The organism is Amycolatopsis sp. w19, from assembly GCF_051373225.1.
Classification (GTDB): Bacteria; Actinomycetota; Actinomycetes; order Mycobacteriales; family Pseudonocardiaceae; genus Amycolatopsis; species Amycolatopsis japonica.
Genome location: NZ_JBPQFM010000014.1, coordinates 85,326 through 105,693, shown reverse-complemented (window position 1 = coordinate 105,693; position 20,368 = coordinate 85,326). Strand labels below are relative to the sequence as shown.

20 protein-coding genes are annotated in these 20,368 nt (G+C 69.4%); 12 read left to right on the top strand and 8 right to left on the bottom strand.

Features of this window, described 5'->3' with window-relative positions; translation table 11 throughout:
* Window positions 1-216: 216 nt before the first annotated feature.
* Window positions 217-1,464, bottom strand: a complete 1,248-nt coding sequence (locus tag ACSMFO_RS25685) for an alpha/beta hydrolase fold domain-containing protein (RefSeq protein WP_436460792.1) — start codon at window positions 1,462-1,464, stop codon at window positions 217-219.
* Between the two features lie 66 nt (window positions 1,465-1,530).
* On the opposite strand from ACSMFO_RS25685, the gene ACSMFO_RS25680 reads away from it, so the two are divergent.
* From ACSMFO_RS25680 to ACSMFO_RS25650, 7 genes are all read left to right on the top strand, one after another.
* Complete coding sequence (locus tag ACSMFO_RS25680; RefSeq protein ID WP_436460791.1) at window positions 1,531-2,922, top strand: WS/DGAT/MGAT family O-acyltransferase; 1,392 nt, start codon at window positions 1,531-1,533, stop codon at window positions 2,920-2,922.
* An 88-nt stretch (window positions 2,923-3,010) separates the two neighbouring features.
* The gene (locus ACSMFO_RS25675; RefSeq protein WP_436460790.1) at window positions 3,011-4,075 is read left to right on the top strand and encodes an acyl-CoA dehydrogenase family protein; all 1,065 of its coding nucleotides are present in this window, start codon (window positions 3,011-3,013) and stop codon (window positions 4,073-4,075) included.
* A gap of 4 nt (window positions 4,076-4,079) precedes the next feature.
* On the top strand, window positions 4,080-5,252 hold the full coding sequence (locus ACSMFO_RS25670; RefSeq protein ID WP_436460789.1) for an acyl-CoA dehydrogenase family protein: 1,173 nt from the start codon (window positions 4,080-4,082) through the stop codon (window positions 5,250-5,252).
* A complete protein-coding gene (locus ACSMFO_RS25665) occupies window positions 5,249-6,163 on the top strand; it encodes a bifunctional MaoC family dehydratase N-terminal/OB-fold nucleic acid binding domain-containing protein (protein WP_436460788.1) in 915 nt (304 codons plus the stop codon). Before ACSMFO_RS25670 ends, ACSMFO_RS25665 begins: the two co-directional genes overlap by 4 nt.
* Window positions 6,160-6,555, top strand: coding sequence for a MaoC family dehydratase (locus ACSMFO_RS25660; protein WP_360093584.1), 396 nt, complete (start codon window positions 6,160-6,162; stop codon window positions 6,553-6,555). Before ACSMFO_RS25665 ends, ACSMFO_RS25660 begins: the two co-directional genes overlap by 4 nt.
* Entirely contained in the window at window positions 6,555-7,724 is a 1,170-nt protein-coding gene (locus ACSMFO_RS25655; protein ID WP_436460787.1) for a lipid-transfer protein, read from the top strand. The genes ACSMFO_RS25660 and ACSMFO_RS25655 overlap by 1 nt, the downstream gene beginning before the upstream one ends.
* A gap of 250 nt (window positions 7,725-7,974) precedes the next feature.
* The gene (locus ACSMFO_RS25650; protein ID WP_400565039.1) at window positions 7,975-8,544 is read left to right on the top strand and encodes a DUF5134 domain-containing protein; all 570 of its coding nucleotides are present in this window, start codon (window positions 7,975-7,977) and stop codon (window positions 8,542-8,544) included.
* 81 nt (window positions 8,545-8,625) lie between these two features.
* Here the strand turns inward: ACSMFO_RS25650 and ACSMFO_RS25645 are convergent, their stop codons facing one another.
* From ACSMFO_RS25645 to kstD, 7 genes are all read right to left on the bottom strand, one after another.
* A complete protein-coding gene (locus tag ACSMFO_RS25645) occupies window positions 8,626-9,084 on the bottom strand; it encodes a riboflavin kinase (protein WP_016332847.1) in 459 nt (152 codons plus the stop codon).
* A 270-nt stretch (window positions 9,085-9,354) separates the two neighbouring features.
* Entirely contained in the window at window positions 9,355-10,104 is a 750-nt protein-coding gene (locus ACSMFO_RS25640; protein WP_436460851.1) for a class I SAM-dependent methyltransferase, read from the bottom strand.
* Window positions 10,105-10,156: 52 nt separating this feature from the next.
* Window positions 10,157-11,020 (bottom strand): MaoC/PaaZ C-terminal domain-containing protein, encoded by an 864-nt coding sequence (locus tag ACSMFO_RS25635; RefSeq protein WP_436460786.1) that lies wholly within the window; start codon window positions 11,018-11,020, stop codon window positions 10,157-10,159.
* Between the two features lie 10 nt (window positions 11,021-11,030).
* The gene (locus ACSMFO_RS25630) at window positions 11,031-12,056 is read right to left on the bottom strand and encodes a 2Fe-2S iron-sulfur cluster-binding protein (protein ID WP_436460785.1); all 1,026 of its coding nucleotides are present in this window, start codon (window positions 12,054-12,056) and stop codon (window positions 11,031-11,033) included.
* Entirely contained in the window at window positions 12,053-12,313 is a 261-nt protein-coding gene (locus tag ACSMFO_RS25625) for a hypothetical protein (RefSeq protein ID WP_436460784.1), read from the bottom strand. The genes ACSMFO_RS25630 and ACSMFO_RS25625 overlap by 4 nt, the downstream gene beginning before the upstream one ends.
* A complete protein-coding gene (locus ACSMFO_RS25620; RefSeq protein ID WP_016332852.1) occupies window positions 12,310-13,449 on the bottom strand; it encodes a Rieske 2Fe-2S domain-containing protein in 1,140 nt (379 codons plus the stop codon). Before ACSMFO_RS25620 ends, ACSMFO_RS25625 begins: the two co-directional genes overlap by 4 nt.
* A complete protein-coding gene (gene kstD, locus ACSMFO_RS25615) occupies window positions 13,446-15,116 on the bottom strand; it encodes a 3-oxosteroid 1-dehydrogenase (protein ID WP_436460783.1) in 1,671 nt (556 codons plus the stop codon). Before kstD ends, ACSMFO_RS25620 begins: the two co-directional genes overlap by 4 nt.
* A 99-nt stretch (window positions 15,117-15,215) precedes the next feature.
* Here kstD and ACSMFO_RS25610 point away from each other — a divergent pair, with 99 nt between their 5' ends.
* Genes ACSMFO_RS25610 through hsaB form a run of 5 tightly spaced genes read left to right on the top strand, consistent with a single transcriptional unit; the run spans window position 15,216 to window position 20,346 of the window.
* Window positions 15,216-16,814, top strand: coding sequence for an FAD-binding protein (locus tag ACSMFO_RS25610; protein ID WP_436460782.1), 1,599 nt, complete (start codon window positions 15,216-15,218; stop codon window positions 16,812-16,814).
* 43 nt (window positions 16,815-16,857) lie between these two features.
* On the top strand, window positions 16,858-18,033 hold the full coding sequence (gene hsaA / locus ACSMFO_RS25605) for a 3-hydroxy-9,10-secoandrosta-1,3,5(10)-triene-9,17-dione monooxygenase oxygenase subunit (RefSeq protein WP_436460781.1): 1,176 nt from the start codon (window positions 16,858-16,860) through the stop codon (window positions 18,031-18,033).
* The gene (hsaD, locus tag ACSMFO_RS25600; RefSeq protein WP_436460780.1) at window positions 18,033-18,881 is read left to right on the top strand and encodes a 4,5:9,10-diseco-3-hydroxy-5,9,17-trioxoandrosta-1(10),2-diene-4-oate hydrolase; all 849 of its coding nucleotides are present in this window, start codon (window positions 18,033-18,035) and stop codon (window positions 18,879-18,881) included. The genes hsaA and hsaD overlap by 1 nt, the downstream gene beginning before the upstream one ends.
* Entirely contained in the window at window positions 18,881-19,795 is a 915-nt protein-coding gene (gene hsaC / locus ACSMFO_RS25595) for an iron-dependent extradiol dioxygenase HsaC (protein ID WP_038516029.1), read from the top strand. Before hsaD ends, hsaC begins: the two co-directional genes overlap by 1 nt.
* Window positions 19,792-20,346, top strand: coding sequence for a 3-hydroxy-9,10-secoandrosta-1,3,5(10)-triene-9,17-dione monooxygenase reductase subunit (gene hsaB, locus ACSMFO_RS25590; protein ID WP_436460779.1), 555 nt, complete (start codon window positions 19,792-19,794; stop codon window positions 20,344-20,346). Before hsaC ends, hsaB begins: the two co-directional genes overlap by 4 nt.
* Window positions 20,347-20,368 lie beyond the last annotated feature (22 nt).

Sequence of the window (20,368 nt, the reverse complement as noted above, 5' to 3'; positions counted from 1 at the left end):
CTAACGGTCCTTGCGGCTCACGAGACGCGCCCCACCACGCCGCTGGCCCGCTCGCTCGCCCCCGAAGTACATGAAGGCCCCCTTCCTTGCGCTAGACGCAAGGAAGGGGGCCTTCATGTACTTGAGGAAGGTGCGGAGGGGGCTTCAGGCGCGCCCGCTGTGACTGCTGGTGTCGCTGAGGCCGTAGTCCGTGAAGGCCTCAGGTCGGGAACCAGCTCACGAGGAGCCGGAGCGGCGCCGCCAGGTGCGATAGCTCCACTCCAGGAACCGTTCCACCCCGCGCACCACGTGGGCGCTGCGGATCGAGGGGAAGACGTCGAAGGCGTGCTGCGCGCCGGAGATCTCCGCGTAGGCGACCTCACGCTGCGACTTGTCCCGCAGACGCCGCACGAATTCGCGCGCCTCGCCCACCGGCACCAGCGAATCGTGGACGCCGTGGATGACGAAGAACGGCGGCGCGTCCTCGGTGATGCGGTCGAGCGGGGACGCCGCGATGTAGTCGTCGAGGAAGTTCACCGGATCCCGGTCCGCCTCGAAGACGTGCCGGGCGATGAGCGTCTTCAGCCGGGTCTGGCTGGAGCGCCGTCCACTGGTCGCGGCGAAGTCGTACACGCCGTAGTGCGGGGCGCACGCCTGGATGCTCGTGTCGGCTTCGGTGAAGCCGGGCTGCAGCGCGGGGTCGTTGGCGGACAGTGCCAGCAGCGCGGCGAGATGCCCGCCCGCGGATCCGCCGGTGACGGCGACGAAGGACGGGTCGCCGCCGTAGGTCTCGGCGTTGTCCCGGATCCAGGCCAGCGCGCGTTTCGCGGCGATGATGTGCGCGGGCCAGCGGGCGGCGGGGGAGAGCGGGTAGTTGATCGCGACGCAGATCCAGCCGCGTTTGGCCATGTGCAGCATCAGCGGCAGGCCCTGCTGATCCTTGTTGCCGATCACCCAGGCACCGCCGTGCACCTGCAGCAGGATCGGCGCGCCGGTGACCGGTTCACGCGGGGCGTAGACGTCGAGCAGGAACCGTTTCCCGCCGGGCGCGTAGGCGACGTTGCGCGTCCGCCGGACCTCCGGGTCGCGCATGCGGAACGGCATGGCCAGCTGGCCCCACGGCGTCGCGAGGTCGGTCGGGCTCGGTGGGTGTTCGAGTTCGTCGGCGTACGCGTCGCCGATGCCTTCGGTCAGCGCGGTCTCGATCTCGTCGCGGGCGCGTTGGGACTGCGCGATCAGCGTGCCGAGACCGGCCGCCGACGCCGCCGCGAGGGCGAGCCCCGCCTTGCTCGACGCGCCGCGGTGCCGGGCGACATGCGCCGCCGCGTCGGCCGCGGTGAGGGCGAGCAGATGCGGGGCGAGCTCCCCGGTGAGCCAGCCCGCGAAGAACGCCGGGACCGCCGTCCGGGCGCCTCTCGGCGGCTTCAGCGCGTTCGCGGTGAGCGCGAGCTGGAGTGCCTGGCGGACGATGAAACTCGGCTGCATGGCCACCGATCCTACCGCCGGGTGACCGCCTAGAACGGGTTGCAAAGTTCACTTAAGGTGATTCTTATGCAGAGATTGAGTGGTCTGGACGCGAGTTTTCTGTACCTGGAGACACCTGCCCAGGTACTGCACGTGTGCGGGCTGCTCACCTTGGACGGTGCGACCATGCCCGGCGGCTACGATTTCGAGCGCTTCAAGGAGAAACTGGCCGAACGGGTCGCGCTGATCCCGGCGTTCCGGCGCAAGCTGCACAATCCACTCTGGAATCTCGCGCATCCGGTCTGGGTGGAGGACGAGGACTTCGACCTCGAAGCCCACGTTCACCGCATCGGCGTACCGGCGCCGGGCGACCGGCGGGAACTGGCCGAACTCTGCGCCCACATCGCGGGACAACGCCTGGACCGCGCGCAGCCGCTGTGGCAGATGCACGTCATCGAAGGCCTCGCCGACGGCGGGATCGCGGTCCTGCTGAAGATGCATCACGCCAGCGTCGACGGCGTCGGCGGCGCCAGCCTGATCGCCTCCCTCGCCGGGCTCGAACCGGACGCCCCGCCGCCGGAGATCACCCAGGACGAACGCCGCAACGCGGACGTTCCCGGCAGGCGAGCGCTGTTCGGCGCGGGGCTGACGTCGTTCGCGAAACGTCCGGTCGAGGTGGCGAAACTGCTCCCCGGCCTGCTCGAACTCGTGCCGAGATGGCTGGGCAAAGCGTTGCAGGGCAAGGGAATGCCGGTCCCGTTCACGGCGCCGCGGACGTCGTTCAACGGGACGATCACCGCGCACCGCAGCGTCGCCTACGCCTCTCTCGACCTCGACGACGTCAAGCGGATCAAGAGCGCCTTCGGGGTGACCGTCAACGACGTCGTCCTCGCGGTGGTCGCCGGCGCCCTGCGGCAGTTCCTGCGGGATCGGGGTGAACTGCCGGAGGATCCGCTGGTGGCGACCGTTCCGGTGTCGGTGCACGGACGCACCGAGCGGGAGCACGGGATCAACAAGGTCTCGGCGTTCTTCGCGTCGCTGCCCACCCATCTGGAGGATCCCGCCGCGCGCGTGTTCATGCTCGCGGAATCGAACCGGCTGTCCAAGGACCATCACCACGACATCGACGCGGACATGCTCCAGGACTGGGCGCAGTTCTCGGCGGCGACCATGTTCGGGCTCGCGGTCCGCGCGTATTCGGCGCTGCGCCTGGCCGAACGGCATCCGGTGGTGCACAACCTGGTGGTCTCCAACGTGCCCGGTCCGCCGATGCCGCTGTACCTGCTGGGCTGCCGGATCACCGGGCTCCACCCGCTCGGCCCGGTCTTCCACGGCGCCGGGCTCAACATCACCGTGCTCTCCAACGCGGGCAGGGTCGATGTCGGCCTGCTCGGCGCCCGTGAACTCACCGGTGACCTGTGGCCGCTCGCCGACCATTTCGCCGACGCGCTCGCGGAACTGATCGAGGCCACCTCCTAGATCCTCCCCCCTTGCCGTCGCGGCTCCTTCCGGATAAGACTAGAACAGGTTTCAATATTGTGCCCGTTCGCCCCGGTGAGGAGCCAGTGTGGACTTCCAGTTCGACGAGACGCAGACCGAGGTCACCGCGCTGGCCGCGCGTGTGCTCGGCAAGGAGCGTGAGCCCGCGGACACGTGGCGCGCGCTGGCCGACGCCGGTTTGCTCGCCCTGGCGCTGCCCGCCGAACTCGGCGGCGACGGCCTCGGTGTCGCCGAAGTCGCCTTGGTGCTGACCGAACTCGGCCGCGTCGCCTCACCGTCGCCCGCGCTGGCGTCGCTGGCCTTCGGTGTCCTGCCGGTCACCGCACTCGGCGGAGCGGATCAGCGCTCGGCGCTGCTCCCGCCGGTCGCCGCGGGTGACTCCGTGCTCACCGCCGCGCTGAACGAACCTTCCGCGCCGTTCACCACGCGGCCCGCGACCGTCGCGGAATCGGCGGGGGACTGGCGGCTGAGCGGGGTCAAGGTCGGCGTGCCGTTCGCGGCGGAGGCGACCCGGATCCTGACGCCGGTCTCGCTGCCCGGCGGTACCGGCGTCTTCCTCGTCGATCCGCGCGCGGACGGCGTGACCCTGACGCCGACGAGAACCTCTTCCGGCACACCGGACTACACGATGACGCTGGACTCGGTGACCGTCACCGACGCCGATCTCCTCAACGGGCACGGTCCCGGCGAGTCGATCGCGACGCTGCACCGGTTCGCGCTCGCGGGCGCCGTGGCGTTCGGCGACGGGCTGCTCGCCGGCGCGCTCGCGCTGACCACGAAACACGTCGGCGAACGGGAGCAGTTCGGGCGCCCGCTGGCGACGTTCCAGGCGGTGGCGCAACAGATCGCGGACGTCTACGTCGCTTCGAGGACGGTCCAGCTGGCCGCGCGGTCGGCGGTCTGGCGGCTCGCGGCGGGGCTCGACGCCGGCGCGGAACTCGACATCGCGGCCTACTGGCTGGCGGAGGAGGCGCCCGCGGCGCTGGCCGTCTGTCATCACCTGCACGGCGGGATCGGCGTGGACGAAACGTATCCGCTGCACCGGTTCTCGTCGGCGGTCAAGGATCTGGGACGAACGCTCGGCGGCGCCTCGTATCGGCTGGCCGGTCTGGGCGAACTGGTGGCGGGGTGAACCGATGCTGATCGAACTGACCGCGGCGCAACACGAACTGCGCTCCGAACTGCGAAAGTACTTCGCCGGGCTGGTGAGCGCCGACGAGCGGCGCGCGATGCTGCGGGAGCGGCACGGGCCGGTGTACCGCGAGATCGTGCGCCGGATGGGCCGCGACGGATGGCTCGGCGTCGGCTGGCCGGAACAGTACGGCGGCCGGGGTTTCGGCGAGATCGAGCAGCATATCTTCGTCGACGAGGCCGCCCGTGCCGACGTCCAGCTGCCGTCGGTGACCCTGCAGACCGTCGGCCCCACGTTGCAGGCGTTCGGCACCGAGGAGCAGAAATCCCTGTTCCTGCCCCGGATCCTCGCGGGGGAGGTGCATTTCGCCATCGGCTACACCGAACCCGAGGCGGGAACGGACCTGGCGGCACTGCGCACGACAGCGGTGCGCGAAGGGGACGAGTACGTCGTCAACGGCCAGAAGATCTTCACCACCGGCGGCCACGACGCCGACTACCTCTGGCTGGCCGTGCGTACCGATCCCGGCGCGCCCAGGCACAAGGGGATCTCGATCCTCATCATGGACACCCGCGACCCGGGCTACTCGTGGACGCCGATCATCACCTGCGACGGCGCCCACCACGTGAACGCCACCTACTACTCGGACGTCCGGGTGCCCGCGAACATGCTGGTGGGCAAGGAGAACGAAGGCTGGCGGCTGATCACCACCCAGCTGAACCACGAACGCGTCATGCTCGGTCCCGCCGGGCGGATCGGCGGTCTTCACGACCGCGTCCGCGAATGGGCGGCGTCGAGGAAGACCCCGGACGGCACGCCGCTGCTCCAGCTGCCCGACGTCCGGGCCGTCCTCGCGGAAACCCTGGCGACCGCCCGGATCAACGAACTGCTGAACTGGCAGGTCGCGGCGTCGTCGGCGACCGGACCGGTGGCGGTGGCCGACGCGTCGGCCACCAAGATCGTCGGCTCCGAGCGCATTCAGCGGCTGACCAGGAAACTGGAGGAGATCGTGGCCCGGCACGGCGATCAGGCCGACGCCGAAACCGCGGACCTGGCGCAGTGGCTGGACGTGGTGGCCAAACGCAATCTGGTGCTGACCTTCGGCGGCGGCGTCAGCGAGATCCAGCGCGAGCTGATCGCCACCGCCGGGCTCGGCCTGCCGAGGGTGCCGCGATGAGCATCCAGGAAGCGGCCGAGCGAATCGCCGCGCGCGGGGAGTCCGCGCCGAGGGCCGCGCGTGACGCGGTCAACCAGGCGATGGTGAACAACTGGGTCGAAGCCATCGGCGATCGTAATCCCGTGTATGTCGATGAGGAGTTCGCCGCCGCGAGCGTCCACAAGGGACTCGTCGCGCCGCCCGCGATGGCGCAGGTGTGGACGATGGGCGGGCTGCACTGGACGAGGGCGTCGGACGATCCCCTCGGCGCGATGATGGAGGTGCTCGACGAGGCCGGGTTCACCTCGGTCGTCGCGACGAACTCCGAGCAGAACTACTTCCGGTATCTGCGGCACGGCGAACGGGTCGCCGCGACCGCGAAACTCGAAAGCGTCGTCGGGCCCAAACGCACCGCGCTGGGCGAAGGCTGGTTCGTGACGACGAAGACCACCTGGTACGTCGGCGACGAGGCCGTCGCGGACATGGTGTTCCGGGTGCTGAAGTTCCGCCCGCCGGGCGCCGGGCCCGCCAAGACGGCCGCGCCCGTGCTGCGGCCGGTGATCAGCAAGGACACCGAGTTCTTCTGGACCGGTCTGCGGGAAGGGGAACTGCGGATCCAGCGCTGGGGCGAGACCTTGCGGCATCCGCCCGGACCCATGCCGCCGGATGGTGATTTCGACGCCAAGCCGGACTACGTCGTCGCGTGCGGACGTGGAACGGTCTACAGCTACGTGGTGCACCACCATCCGAAGGTCCCCGGCAAGGATCTGCCGTTCGTGGTCGCGCTCGTCGAACTGGAGGAGGGTGTCCGGGTGATGGGCGAGCTGCTCGACGCCGATCCCGAAACCGTCCACATCGGACTCCCGGTGGAAGCGGCCTTCGTGAAGATCGACGAGGAACTGACGTTGCCCGCTTGGAGGGTCGCGCGATGAAGGACTGTTCGGTCGGCACCGAGCTGCCGCCGCTGACGATCGAGGCCACCCCGACCTTCGTGGTGAGCACCGCGCTGGCGACGCGGGACTTCCAGGACGTCCACCACGATCGCGACGCCGCCGTTCAACGCGGCTCGAAGGACATCTTCCTCAACATCCTCACCGACACCGGCCTGGTGCAACGGTTCGTGACCGACTGGGCGGGCCCGGAGGCGTTCGTGCGGTCGATCAAGATCCGGCTCGGTGTACCTTGCTACGCCTACGACACGCTGACCTTCACCGGCCGGGTCACGGAACGGGACGGCGACGACGTCGTGGTCTCGGTGTCCGGTGTGGACAGTCTCGGTGAACATGTTGTGGGCACCGTGGCGATCACGTGGGGAGGCGAGTGATGACCCTCTCCGGACGGGCGGCCATCGCCGGGATCGGTGCGACGGAGTTCTCGAAGGATTCCGGGCGCAGTGAGCTGCGGCTGGCGGCGGAAGCGGTTTCGAGCGCGCTGAAGGACGCCGGGCTCACTCCGTCCGATGTGGACGGATTGGTGTCGTTCACCATGGACGGCAACAGCGAGATCGCCGTCGCGCGGGAGCTCGGCGTCCCGGAGCTCAAGTTCTTCAGCCGGATCCACTACGGCGGCGGGGCCGCGGCCGCGACCGTGCAACAGGCCGCGATGGCCGTCGCGACCGGGGTCGCGGACGTCGTCGTCGCGTACCGGGCGTTCAACGAGCGGTCCGGGATGCGGTTCGGGCAGGTGTCCTCGGCCGCTGCGGGGCAGGTGAACTCGTCCGGCGTCGACAACGCGTTCCACTACCCGATGGGCATCGCGACGCCGGCCGCGACCGTCGCCATGCTCGCCCGGCGCTACATGCACAAGTACGGCGCGACCAGCGAGGATTTCGGCCGGGTGGCCGTCGTCGACCGCGCCCGCGCGGCGACCAACCCCCGGGCGTGGTTCTATGGCAAGCCGATCACGCTCGAAGAGCATCAGGCCTCCCGCTGGGTCGCCGAACCGTTGCATCTGCTGGACTGCTGCCAGGAGAGCGATGGCGGGGTCGCCCTGGTGATCGTCAGTGCCGAGCGGGCGCGCGACCTGCCGCACCGGCCCGCCGTGATCGCGGCGGCGGCGCAGGGGAGCGGGCCGGACCAGTACGTGATGACCAGCTACTACCGCGACGATCTTCCGGCGCTGCCCGAAATGGGTGTCGTGGGACGGCAGTTGTGGGAACAGTCCGGGCTGGGGCCGGGCGACATGGACCTCGCGGTGCTGTACGACCACTTCACCCCTTATGTCCTGATGCAGCTGGAAGAACTCGGCTTCTGTGGGAAGGGCGAGGCCAAGGACTTCATCAGCGGCGGCACCCTGGAACTCGACGGGAAGCTCCCGCTCAACCCGCACGGCGGGCAGCTGGGGGAGGCTTACATCCACGGGATGAACGGGATCGCCGAAGGGGTCCGGCAGCTGCGGGGCGATGCCGTCAACCAGGTCGACGGGGCCGCGCATGTGCTGGTGACCGCCGGCACCGGCGTACCTACGAGCGGACTGGTCCTGACCGCGGGCTGAGTGCCTGTTGGTGAACCCGCGTCCGCGATCGTCGTCGGCAGGGCGCGATCTGGTCTTCCAGGTCGCGGCGGGTGCTGAGGGCGCCCTGCCACCGCGATAGCGGGGCCTTCGGCCAGGGCGGGTTCACGCGTGCGGTCGCCTTCCGGATCAAATCTCAGCTCCGCCAACAGGCTCTGAGATCACCTCAATGCCCGATGGTGTACTAGAGCGCCACCTGCCACGGTGAAGGGGTTACCGGCCGGGAGGTGCCATGTCTGGACCAATCGTCGTCGCGTGGGCCCTGACCGCGGTGTTCGCCGCACTCGTCCTTCCCTGCGTGCTGAGACTCGTCCGGCTGGACTACGGCAGGCAGGGCGCGGCGGTCCGCAACGGCGACCTGGCGGAACTGCTGCTCGTCGTCGCCATGGTCGCGATGCTGTCGCCGGTGGGCGGCCCGATCCCGGCGGCGGGCTGGCAGGCGGTGCTGGCGCTGACCGCGGGATGGTTCGCGGTCTCGTGGTGGAAGGGCCGCCGCTCCGGGCACGCGTCGTGCGGGCATCACGCCGTGTCCGCCGTCGCGATGCTGTTCATGGTGACGTTCATGCCGCACAGCGAGGTGACCCACGGGCCGTGGCTGGTGATGTCCGGCCCCGGCGGCACTTCCGCGCTGTGGCTTTCGCTGCTGTTCGGCGCCGTGGCCGCGTATTTCGCGGCGGACGCCGTGCGCGCCGGGGTACTGGCGTCGCGGGGCGCCACGGCCTCCGGTCAGACGTCGCGGCGGGTGTGCCGGGTGATCATGGGGCTCGGCATGGGCTACATGCTGCTGGGCGCGGCGGTCTAGGGGCCGAAGGGGACTTTCCCCTCATCTCACGCGGTGAAGGGAGCTTTCACCGCGTCTTACGCGGGGAAAGTCCCCTTCAGCTCAGTCTCGGGGGACGCGCCGCACGACACCGGCCTCCGCGGCACCCGCGTCCGGCAAACCGTCGGCCGGGTTCTCCGCGGCCCACTTGCGGGCGTCGGCGATGTCCTTGTTGAGCGCGACGATCAGTGCCTCCGACGACGGGTACGCCTCCTGCTCGCGCAGGTGGTGGCCCAGCCAGACGGTCAGCACCTCGCCGTAGAGGTCGCCGCTGAAGTCCAGCAGATGCGCCTCGACGAGCCGGTAACCGTCCGCGCCGTAGTAGGTCGGCCGCCTGCCGACCGAGACCGCGGCCGCGATCCGGGTACCGTCGGCGCGTTCGGCCCAGCCCGCCCACACTCCGTCGCCGACCTGGCCGTCCTGGTCGCGCAGCGCGATGTTGGCGGTCGGGAAACCCAGTTCCCTGCCCCGCTGATCGCCCTTCTCCACCTGGCCACGGACCACGAAGTACTCCGTCGTCATGCCGCTCCCGTCCCTGCCGTCACGAGAGCCATGAATACCATGCCTCGCGGCCGGGGTCGACCGCCGTTCACGTCGCGGGAGTGTCCACTGTGTACTCGGTGTCTTCGGGAACCCGCGTCCGCGATCGACGTCGGCAGAGCGCTACCTGGTCATCTACGTCGCGATGGGCGGGCAGGGCGCCCCGCCACCGCGATAGCGGGGCCTTCGGCCGGGGCGGGTTCATGCCTATGGCCATTTCCGGGGACATGTCAGCTTCGCCACCTGGCACGGTCACGTGATGACGAGCCGGTAGCCCAGGTCGAGTTCCGTCCGGCCGAGCAGCCCGACGTGGTGCCGGTGCCAGTGCCCGTCCGCGAGATCGGCGCGCAACCGCTCGACCGCCGTCGCGACGACGTTCTGGTCCAGCAAGGCCACCCCGGACATCCCCGCGCGCACGCGCTCGGACAGGTACGCCTCCGGCCTGCGCCAATACGCGCCGAGGAAGCCGTCGACACAGTCCGACGGCACCGGCAGCGGAGCGACCTCGGGTGCCGGGCCCGCCTCGGTCAGTTCTTCGACGACCCGGCCGAGACAGGCCAGCCTGCTCTCGTGTTCGGCGATCTCCGGCAGGTAGTCCCGCACCAGCCAGAACCGCGCGAACACCGCCTGGTCCCAGGTCACGATCACCTGGCGGCGGGAGACGCGCCGCAACTCGGCCAGCCCGGCGGTCACGTCCGTCCAGTGGTGCACGGTGAGCACGGCGAGGGCGACGTCGAAGGCACCGTCGGCGAAGGGCAGTTCTTCCGCGCACGCCTGGACGGCGGGCGCCGCCGTGGCGGGACGCTGCGCGATCATCCGCCGTGACGGCTCGACGGCCACCACGTCGCGGTCTTCCGGCTCGTAGGAACCGGCTCCGGCCCCGACGTTGACCACCGAGCGCGCGTCGCCGAGGGCCGCGGTGATGGCGGCGGCGACGCGGGGATCCGGCCGTCTCGATCGCGCGTAGTCCCGGCCGAGTTCGGCATACGGGTCCGAGATCAAGGGGCGCACTCGGTCGAGTCTAGCCAGGAGCGCCACCTGCGGGAACGATGATTCAGTCTGTCGTGGTCAAGAAAGTGTCGGAAAGGACGGGCGCGTCGTCCCGGTCCGGCGCCGTGGTCGCGATCAGCAGCCCGGCGGGCTCGCGCCAGACGCGGGTCCGCAGCGGTTCGCCGGGGAAGACGACGCCGGCGAACTTGGCCGAGAACGACGCGACGCGGGTGGTGTCGCCGTCGAGGCACGCGTCGGTGACCGCCTTCGCGACGACACCGTAGGTGCACAGGCCGTGCAGGATCGGCCTGTCGAATCCGGCCGCCGCGGCGAACGCGGGATCGGCGTGCAGGGGGTTGCGGTCCCCGCAGAGCCGGTAGAGCAGCGCCTGTTGCGGCAACGTCGGGGTGTCGATGACGGCGTCCGGCTCCCGCGACGGGGGTTCGGCTCGGTCGGACGGACCGCGTTCGCCGCCGAAACCTCCTTCACCGCGGGCGAAGATGCTCGATCGCAGTGTCCACAGTGGAGCGCCGTCCGAGTCGGTGGCGACCGTCTCGTTCACGATCACGGCCGCCTTGCCCTTGTCGAAGACGTCGACGATCCGCGTCCGCGCCACGGCCTTCCCCGAGACCGGGATGGGCCGGTGCGCGATGACCTCCTGCTTGCCGTGCAGCACTTTCCCGAGGTCGACCTCGACGCCGGGGAACGAGACCGCGGGCGGTTCGAACACGCGCAGGTTCGCCGCCACGGTGGCGAACGTCGGCAGCACCTGGAGGCCGTCTTCGTAGGTGTAGCGCAGTTCGCGCGGGCTCATCGGGTCCGCGCCGGCGCCCAGCGCCAGGTGGTAGAGCTGCACGTCGGACGCGGTCCAAGCGAAACTCACCTCGCCGAGGTCGGCGCCGATCGCGACCGAAGGATCGATGGGCACGGGGGAACTCCTACTCGTAGGTGACGGTGACCTCGTCGGTCAGCGGCAGGGACTGGCACGCCAGCACGATGCCTTCGGCGATGTCGTCGCCGTCGAGGACCTCGTTGTTCAACATCTTCACTTCGCCGGAGACGATCCGGCAGGCGCACGCGCTGCACTGTCCCTCGCGGCACGAGTACGGTGCGTCGAAACCCTTTTCCAGCAACAGGTCCAGCAGCTTCGTCCGGCGCGGCCACGCGAGGTTCCTGGTCTCGCCGTCGAGGGTGACCTCGACCGACGCCGGGGTCTCGGCCTCTTCGACGGCGACGGGCTCGGCCACCTCGAACGGGTTCCCGCCCAGCGACAGGAACCGCTCCAGGTGGATCCGCTTGCGCGGCAGCCCGAGGTCCTTGAGTACCGTGCGTGCCGCGTCCATGAACGGCCCCGGGCCGCAGATGAACGCCTCGTGCGCGGTGTACGGCGCCACCAGCTCGCGCAGGTGAGCTGCCGTCGGCAGCCCCTGGAGACTCTCCAGCCAGTGCACGACGACCAGCCGGTCGGAGTACCGAGCGGCGAGGTCCGCCAGTTCACGCGCGAAGATCACTGAGCTCTCGTCGCGATTGGCGTACAGGAGCACCACCTTGCCGGTGCCGTGCTCCAGCGCGGATTTGAGGATCGACATCACCGGCGTGATCCCGCTGCCGCCCGCGAGCAGCAGGAAGTCCTCGTCGAGCGACGCGGGGCTGAACACCCCGGCCGGCGGGAGGACCTGGACCTCTTGCCCCGCCTGGAGGTTGTCGCACAGCCAGTTCGACCCGTAGCCGTCGGCGGTGCGTTTGACGGTGACCTGCACCCGGCCCTCGTGCGGCGCGCTGGAGAGCGAGTAACAGCGGGCCACCGAACCGGTCCGGTCGCTCGGCACCCGGACGGTGAGGAACTGCCCTGGGACGTAAGCGAAAGCGGACACGTGCTCGGCCGGGACGTCGAACACGATCGACCGCGCGTCGGCCGTCTCGGTGATCACCTCGGCCACGGTCACGGTGACGGGACCGCTCATTCGGGCACCTCCAGCAGGCCGTCTTTCAAGGCGATCTCGATGCTCTCGGTGAGATTGCCGCAGGTGTCGAGCAACGCGGTCTGTGCCCCGGATGCCTTCTGTTCGGCGAACACCGGGCAGCTCCGGGACGCGTCACTCGTCCACTGGATGCTGGTGTGCTGCAGGCTGTTCTTCTTGACCAGCACGCACGTCCCGCACGAGCGGCAGCTCAGCGGCCGCAGCCCGGCGGTGAGGAATTCGACGGTCTCGGGCTTCACACCCCGGCCTCTTCCGCCTGCTGCCGTGCCAGGTTCTCGGCCACCTCCGCCGCCCAGACCTCGTTGGCGCGGCTGGTGTCCACTTCGAACTCGAACCGCTGTGTCATGTCCTCGGTGACGTCGGCCGCGTCCACATAGAACTGGTCGTACCAGCGGCGCAGCTGGTACACCGGCCCGTCTTCCTCGCACAGCAACGGATTGTCGATACGGGTCTTGTTGCGCCAGATCTCGACGTCCTGCAGGAAGCCGACGCCGATACCCTTGGCGAACTTCCCGGCGATCTTGTCCGCGTGCTCGTCCGAGACACCCTCGAACTTCTTCACGCTCACGCCCCACTGCAGCACGAACGAGTTCTCGGTGACCGGGTAGTGGCAGTTGATCAGCACGTTCTCGATCTCGAAACCCTGGTACGTGTTGAGCAGCTTGTTGATCATGTACGACGGGCCGAAGTACGACGCCTCGGACCGCAGCAGGTTCTCCTCGCCGCCGTAGTTCGACGCCATGCCCTTGTCCGGGCGGCCCTTCGTGTTCAGGTACTGCGTGGCGATGTGGCCCTCGAACACGTTCTTGAAGTAGGTCGGGAAGGCGTAGTGGATGTAGAAGAAATGCGCCATGTCGACCATGTTGTCGATGATCTCGCGGCAGTTGGAGCCCTCGATGAGCACCGAGTCCCAGGTCCAGTTGCTCCACTCGCCGGTGAAGATGCCTTCGATCCGGGGGATGACGACGTCGTCCGGCGGCGGGTTGCCCTCCGGGTCGTGCCAGACGAACAGCTGCTTGTTCTCCTCCAGCACCTGCCACGATTTCGTGCGCGCCCGCAGCGGAACCCGTTTGGCGTAGGGGATCGACACGCATTTGCCGTTGCCGTTCCAGCGCCAGTCGTGGAACGGGCAGGCGATCTCGTCGCCCTTGACCTCGCCCTGGGTGAGGTCGCCGCCCATGTGGCGGCAGTACCCGTCGAGCACGTTCAGCTTGCCGGACGAATCGGCGAAGACCACCAGTTTCGTCCCGAACGCGGTGATGGCGTGCGGTTTCCCGTCGCGGAACGTCTCGGCGAGGCCGAGGCAGTGCCACCCGCGCGCGAACCGTGCGGGGGGTGCGCCCGCGTCGATCTGTCGTACGGATTCCGTCGTCATCGGCTGCCTCCCGGTTGACCGTGATCTTGCTGCGCGAGGTGCTCGGCCGCAAGGTAGCCGAACACCATCGCCGGGCCGATCGTCGCGCCGGGGCCGGCGTAGGTGCGGCCCATCACCGCCGCGCTCGTGTTGCCCGCCGCGTAAAGCCCGTCGATGACCGATCCGTCCTCGCGCAGGACGCGCGCGTGCGGGTCGATCCTCAATCCGCCCTTGGTGCCCAGGTCGCCGGGCACGATCTTCACCGCGTAGTACGGCGCGACGTCCAGCGGGCCCAGGCTCGGGTTGGGTTTGTTCCGCGGGTCGCCGTAGTAGTGGTCGTACGCGCTGCGCCCGCGGTGGAAGTCCTCGTCCACGCCGCTTTTCGCGAAGCCGTTGAACCGGCGCACGGTGTCCTCCAGCGCGTCGGCCGGGACTTCGATCCGCTCGGCGAGTTTCGCGATGGTGCTCGCTTTGACCGCGATGCCCGCTTTGAACCAGCGGCCGGGCAGCGGCTGGCGGGGCCCCAGACCGGTGAACATGTACCGGTTGCGGTTGCGCTGGTCGAACACCAGCCAGGTCGGGAAGTTCTCGCCGGGTCCGTCCCCGTCGCCGTACATCGCGTGCACGGCCTCGACGTAGGGCGCCGACTCGTTGACGAAACGCTCGCCCCGCCCGTTGACCATCAGGCAGCCCGGCCGCGACCGCTCGGCGAGCGCGAACCACGGGCCGCCGGTGAGCGGGATGGACGGACCCCACCAGGCGTCGTCCATCAGGTCGACGGCCGCGCCGAGTTTGAGCCCGGCGTCGATGGCGTCGCCGGTGTTGGCCTCCGCGCCGACGGTCCACTCCGTACCGATGGGCGCGCGCTGGTACTTGACCCGCATCTCCTCGTTGCGCTCGAACCCGCCCGCGCCGAGGACGACGCCGAGCCGCGCGCGGATCGTCTTGTCCTCACCCTCGTGGCGCACGACGACGCCGGTCACCCGGTCGCCTTCGATCTCCAGATCCACCAGGGGAGTGTTCAGCCAGACGGGGACTTCCGCCCGCCGGAGCCCTTCACGCAGCCCTGCCGCAAGCGCTTGCCCCATGGACAGCAGCCGCTGACGGCGGATCCTGCCCGCGAGCCAGCGGCCGCCGAGGCTCAGCACGCGGAGGATGCCGCGCGGGTGCCGGGCGAGCAGGCTCAGCCACCGGTAGTCCGCCTGGGTGATCGGCGCGCCCAGCGGGGGAGCGCTGTACGGCGGCTCCAGATTTGCCAGTTCCGGGCCGAGCAGGTTGCCGTCGAGCGCGACCGGTTCGACCGACCGCCCGCCGGCGCGCCCGCCGGGAGCCTCCGGGTGGTAGTCCGAGTAACCGCGGACCCAGCGGAAGCGCAACGGCGTCTTGTCGCAGACGAAGGACAGCACATCGGGGCCGCGGTCGAGGAAGGCCGACCGCAGTTCGGCGGGGACCACGTCACCGACGATCGCTTCGAGGTATTCGCGCGCCCGCTCCGGGGGTTCGGAGATCCCGGCCGCCCGCAGCGCGTGGTTGCCGGGGATCCAGACGCCGCCGCCGGAGCGCGCGGTGGAGCCGCCGAAGTGGGCGGCCTTCTCCACGACCAGGACCTCGAGTCCCCGGTGGGCTGCGGACAGTGCGGCGGTCATCCCGGCGGCACCGGTGCCCGCCACGATCACGTCGAACTCCATACGCCCCTCACCTGAAACACGTTGTAGGAAGCATCGAGCAGCATCCGCGCTGCTCCAGTCACCATAGACGAGAACGTGTTCTAGTTCTAGGGTAGGGCCATGGACTCCCTCGTCGCGGATGTGGTGATCGTGGGTTTCGGTGCGGCGGGCGCTTGCGCGGCGATCGAAGCGGCCGACGCCGGTGCCCGGGTGCTCGTGCTGGACCGGTTCTCCGGCGGTGGCGCGAGCGCGGTCAGCGGCGGTGTCGTCTACGCCGGTGGCGGGACGGCGCAGCAGCGGGACGCGGGCGTCGACGACAGCGTCGACGCGATGTACGACTACCTGCGGCTCGAGGTCGGCGACGTCGTCTCCGAGGAGACCCTGCGGCGGTTCTGCGCGGGTAGTACGGAGATGATCTCCTGGTTGGAAGGCAACGGCGTCCCCTTCGAGGGCAGTCTCTGTCCGTACAAGACGTCGTACCCGAGCGACAAGCACTATCTGTATTACTCGGGCAGCGAGGCGGCGGGCGGTTTCCGCGACGCGGCCAAGCCGGCGCCGCGCGGACATCGCGTCAAAGGGCCTGGCACTTCCGGGAAACTGCTGATGAAGCGGCTCATGGAGGCTGTCCGGAGCCGCGGGATCCAGGTACTGCCGCAGACGGCGGCGCGGAACCTGATCGTGGACGCCGACGGAACCGTCACCGGTGTCGTGGTGTCCACCCTGCGGGACGCTCCCGCTCGCGTGCGGGCCGCGCACCGGAAGCTGTCCGCGTATGCCGCCAAACCGGGGATCTACGTGCCGTCGCTGCGGAAGTCGTTGCACCGGCGGGCGGAGCGGATCGAACGCCGCTACGGCCGTGAGCTGCGGATTTCCGCCACGCGCGGGGTCGTTCTCGCGGCGGGCGGGTTCATCGCGAACCGCGAGATGGTGCGCGAGCACGCGCCCGCGTACCGGGGCGGGCTGGCGCTCGGGACCTCGGCCGACGACGGCTCCGGCATCCGGATGGGTGTCGAGGCGGGCGGGGCCACCGCCGAACTCGGGCGGATCTCCGCCTGGCGGTTCATCACCCCGCCGTCGGCGTTCCTCGGCGGCCTGCTCGTGGACGAGAAGGGTGGCCGGATCATCGACGAATCCCGCTACGGCGCCGCCGTCGGCGAACGCATGATCACCGAGCACGGCGGCCGTGGCTGGCTGCTGGTCGACGACGCTATCGTCGGAGAGGTCAAAAGGGACGCGCGCGGGCAAAGTCAATGGTTCCAAGGGCTTCAGGTGCGGTATCTCCTGCGGCAGCGGGTCGTCGCCGGGTCTCTGGACGAGGTCGCGCGCAAGGCGGGCGTCGATCCGGGCGGGCTCGCCGCCACGGTCGAGGCCGCGCTTTCCGGCGCGGATCCGGTGGGAAAACCGGCGGAATTCGCGCGGCCGCTGGACCGGGTGCCGTATTCGCTGATCGACGTCTCGATCAAGCCGAACCTCGGCTATCCGTGCCCGATGCTGACCCTGGGCGGCCTGGTCGTCGACGAAGAGACCGGTGCCGTGCGTTCCGGGGCCGGTGTCCCCATCCGCGGTCTGTACGCGGCGGGCCGGACCGCGGTGGGAATCTGTTCTAGGTCCTATGTGAGCGGTCTGTCGCTGGCCGACTGCGTGTTTTCCGGTCGGCGTGCCGGACTGCACAGTGCGCTCGACCGGGGATCGGTCGACAAAAACGAGAACGTGTTCTAGTCTTGGATCCGGTTCACGGAGTATGGCGAGAGAGGGAACGCATATGAGCGAGCACGCCGCGCAGGACGTGATCGCGGGGATCCGGGAGCTGCTGCCGGTCCTGCGGGAACGGGCGCAGGAGGCGGAGGACGCCAGGCGCGTTCCCGAGGAGTCCGTCAAATCCCTGCAGGAGACCGGGTTCTTCAAGATGCTGCAGCCGAAGACCTTCGGTGGCATCGAAGCCGACCCGGTGAGCTTCTACACCGCGGTCAAACTCGTCGCGAGCGCGTGCGGGTCCACCGGCTGGGTCGCCTCCATCCTCGGCGTCCACCCGTGGCACCTGGGCCTGTTCGAGGCGCAGGCGCAACAGGACGTCTGGGGTGACGACGCCGACGTCCGGATCTCGTCGTCGTACGCGCCGATGGGCAAGGCGGACGTCGTCGAGGGCGGCTACCGGCTCAGCGGGCGCTGGAGTTTCTCCTCGGGTTGCGACCACGCGACCTGGGTGCTGCTGGGCGGGCCGACGTTCAAGGACGGCAAACCCGTCGACTTCTGCACCTATCTGGTGCCGATCTCCGACTACACGATCGAAGACGTCTGGGACACCGTGGGCCTGCGCGGCACCGGGTCCAACGACATCATCGTGAACGACGTGTTCGTCCCGAAACACCGCGCGCTCAGCTTCATCGCGACGTCGAAGTGCAAGACGCCGGGGCAGGAGATCAACCCCGGGCCGCTGTACAAGATGCCGTACGGTTCGGTGCATCCGAGCACGATCACCGCGCCGATCATCGGCATGGCGCAGGGCGCGTACGACGCGCACGTCGAGCACCAGGGCAAGCGGGTCCGCGCGGCGTACGCGGGCGAACAGTCCAAAGAGGACCCGTTCGCGAAGGTGCGCATCGCCGAGGCGGCCAGCGAGATCGACGCGGCCTGGCTCCAGCTGACGCACAACATCGACGAGCTTTACCAGCTGGCGTGCCAGGGGGAGAAGCTCCCGTTCCCCACGCGGCTGCGGGTCCGCCGCGACCAGGTCCGCGGTACGGAACGCGCGATCTTCGCCATCGACCGGCTTTTCGAGAACTCCGGCGGCCGTGCGCTGCAGGCCGGAACCCCGATCCAGCGGTTCTGGCGCGACGCCCACGCCGGCCGGGTGCACGCGGCGAACGACGCCGAGCGCGCCTACGTCATGTTCGGAACCGGCGCCTTCGGGCTGCCCGTCGAGAATGCGATGGTCTGATGACCGAAGGCAAGTACGTCACCGTCCAAGATGGACTCAAGCTGCACTACCACGAGGCGGGCGAGGAACATCCGGAGACGGTGATCCTGCTGCACGGCGGTGGGCCCGGCGCGTCGGCGTGGAGCAACTTCGGCCGCAACCTCCCGGTGTTCGGCAAGAGCTACCGGACGCTGGCCATCGACCAGCCCGGGTTCGGCCGGTCGGACAAACCGGCCGAGCATCCGCAGTACTTCCGGCACAGCGCGGACGCCGTGGTCGGGCTGATGGACGAACTCGGGATCGAGCGGGCGCATTTCGTCGGGAACTCGCTCGGCGGCGGGGCTTCCGTGCGGCTCGCGCTCAACCATCCGAAGCGGGCCGGGCGGCTCGTCCTGATGGGGCCGGGCGGCCTGAGCGTCAACCTGTTCGCGCCCGATCCCACGGAAGGCATCAAGAACCTCGGCCGGTTCAGTGCCCCGCCGGGGCCGAGCCGGGAGAAGCTCGAAGCCTTCCTGCGGATCATGGTGCACGACCAGTCACTGATCACCGACGAACTGATCGACGAGCGGTTCGCCGCCGCGAGCGCGCCCGAGTCCCTCGCCGCGATGAAGGCGATGGGGAAGTCGTTCGCCCAACCCGACACCTACGAGGAGGGCATGCTGTGGCGCGAGGCGCATCGCCTGCGCCAGCGCGTGCTCCTCATCTGGGGGCGCGAAGACCGGGTGAACCCGCTCGACGGCGCGCTGCTCGCGCTCAAGACGATCCCGCGTGCGCAGCTGCACGTGTTCGGCGGCTGCGGGCACTGGGCGCAGCTGGAGAAGTTCGACGAGTTCAACCGGCTGGCACTCGACTTCCTGGGAGCCTCCTGATGGGTATCCGTTCGCTCGCCTACTTGCGTATCGAAGCCACCGACATGGCCGCGTGGCGCGAATACGGACTGAAGGTCCTCGGCATGGTCGAGGGTTCCGGCACGAATCCCGAGGCGCTTTACCTGCGCATGGACGATTTCCCGGCGCGGCTGGTGGTCTTCCCCGGCGAGCGGGACAGGCTCGCCGTCGCAGGCTGGGAGGTCGCCAACGCCGGCGAACTCGACGAGATCCGGGCGTCGCTCGACGCGCACTCGGTGCCGTACAAGGAAGGCACGCCGGATCAGCTGGCCGATCGCCGGGTCGACGGCCTTGTGTCCTTTGAGGACCCCTCGGGCAACACGCTCGAAGTGTTCCACGGGGTCGCGCTGCAACATCGGCGCGTGGTGAGCCCGTACGGGCACAAGTTCGTGACCGGTGAGCAGGGGCTCGGGCACGTCGTCCTGTCCACACACGACGATGAGGCGTCCCTGCGCTTCTACCGCGACGTGCTCGGTTTCCGGCTGCGGGACTCGATGAAACTGCCGCCGCAGATGGTCGGCAGGCCCGCCGACGGTGCCCCGGCGTGGCTACGGTTCTTCGGCTGCAACCCGCGTCATCACAGTCTCGCGTTCCTGCCGATGCCGACACCCAGCGGCATCGTGCACCTCATGGTCGAAGTGGAGAACACCGACGACGTCGGTCTCTGTCTCGACCGGGCCATCCGCCGGAAGGTGCCGATGTCGGCGACCCTCGGGCGGCACGTCAACGATCTGATGCTCTCGTTCTACATGAAGACCCCCGGCGGCTTCGATGTCGAATACGGCTGCGAGGGACGTCAAGTGGACGACGAAAGCTGGATCGCCCGAGAGAGTACGGCGGTTTCCTTGTGGGGACACGACTTTTCAGTCGGCGCCCGGCCGCCGGGGCAGTCGTGACCCCGGTGACGGACCGCGGCGCGGACATCGATCCGGCGCGGTTCCGCACGGTGCTCGGGCACTTCTGCACCGGTGTCGCGGTGGTGACCGGACACGACGGCGAGGCTCCGGTGGGCTTCGCGTGCCAGTCTTTCGCGGCGCTTTCGCTGGATCCGCCGCTGGTGCTTTTCTGTCCTGCCAAGACTTCCCGGACGTGGTCGGTACTCGCCGAGTCCGGCCGGTTCGCCGTCAACGTGCTCGCCGAAGACCAGCAAGACGTCAGCGCTGTGTTCGGCGCGCGGGGCGCGGACAAGTTCGCGTCGGTCGACTGGACCCCCGCCCCGTCCGGATCTCCTTTGCTGACCGGGGCTTTGACGTGGATCGACTGCACGCTCGAAGCGGTGCACGAGGCGGGGGACCATCACGTCGTCGTCGGCCGGGTCACCGCGCTCGGGGAACCGTCCGACGATCGGCCGCTGCTGTTCCACCGCGGGCGGTACACGGTGACCGAACCGGTGACGGACGCGCTGGCCGCGCTCATGCCGTGGCCGCGTCCCGATGATTGGCTTTAATCCGTATAAACGAAAAAATGTA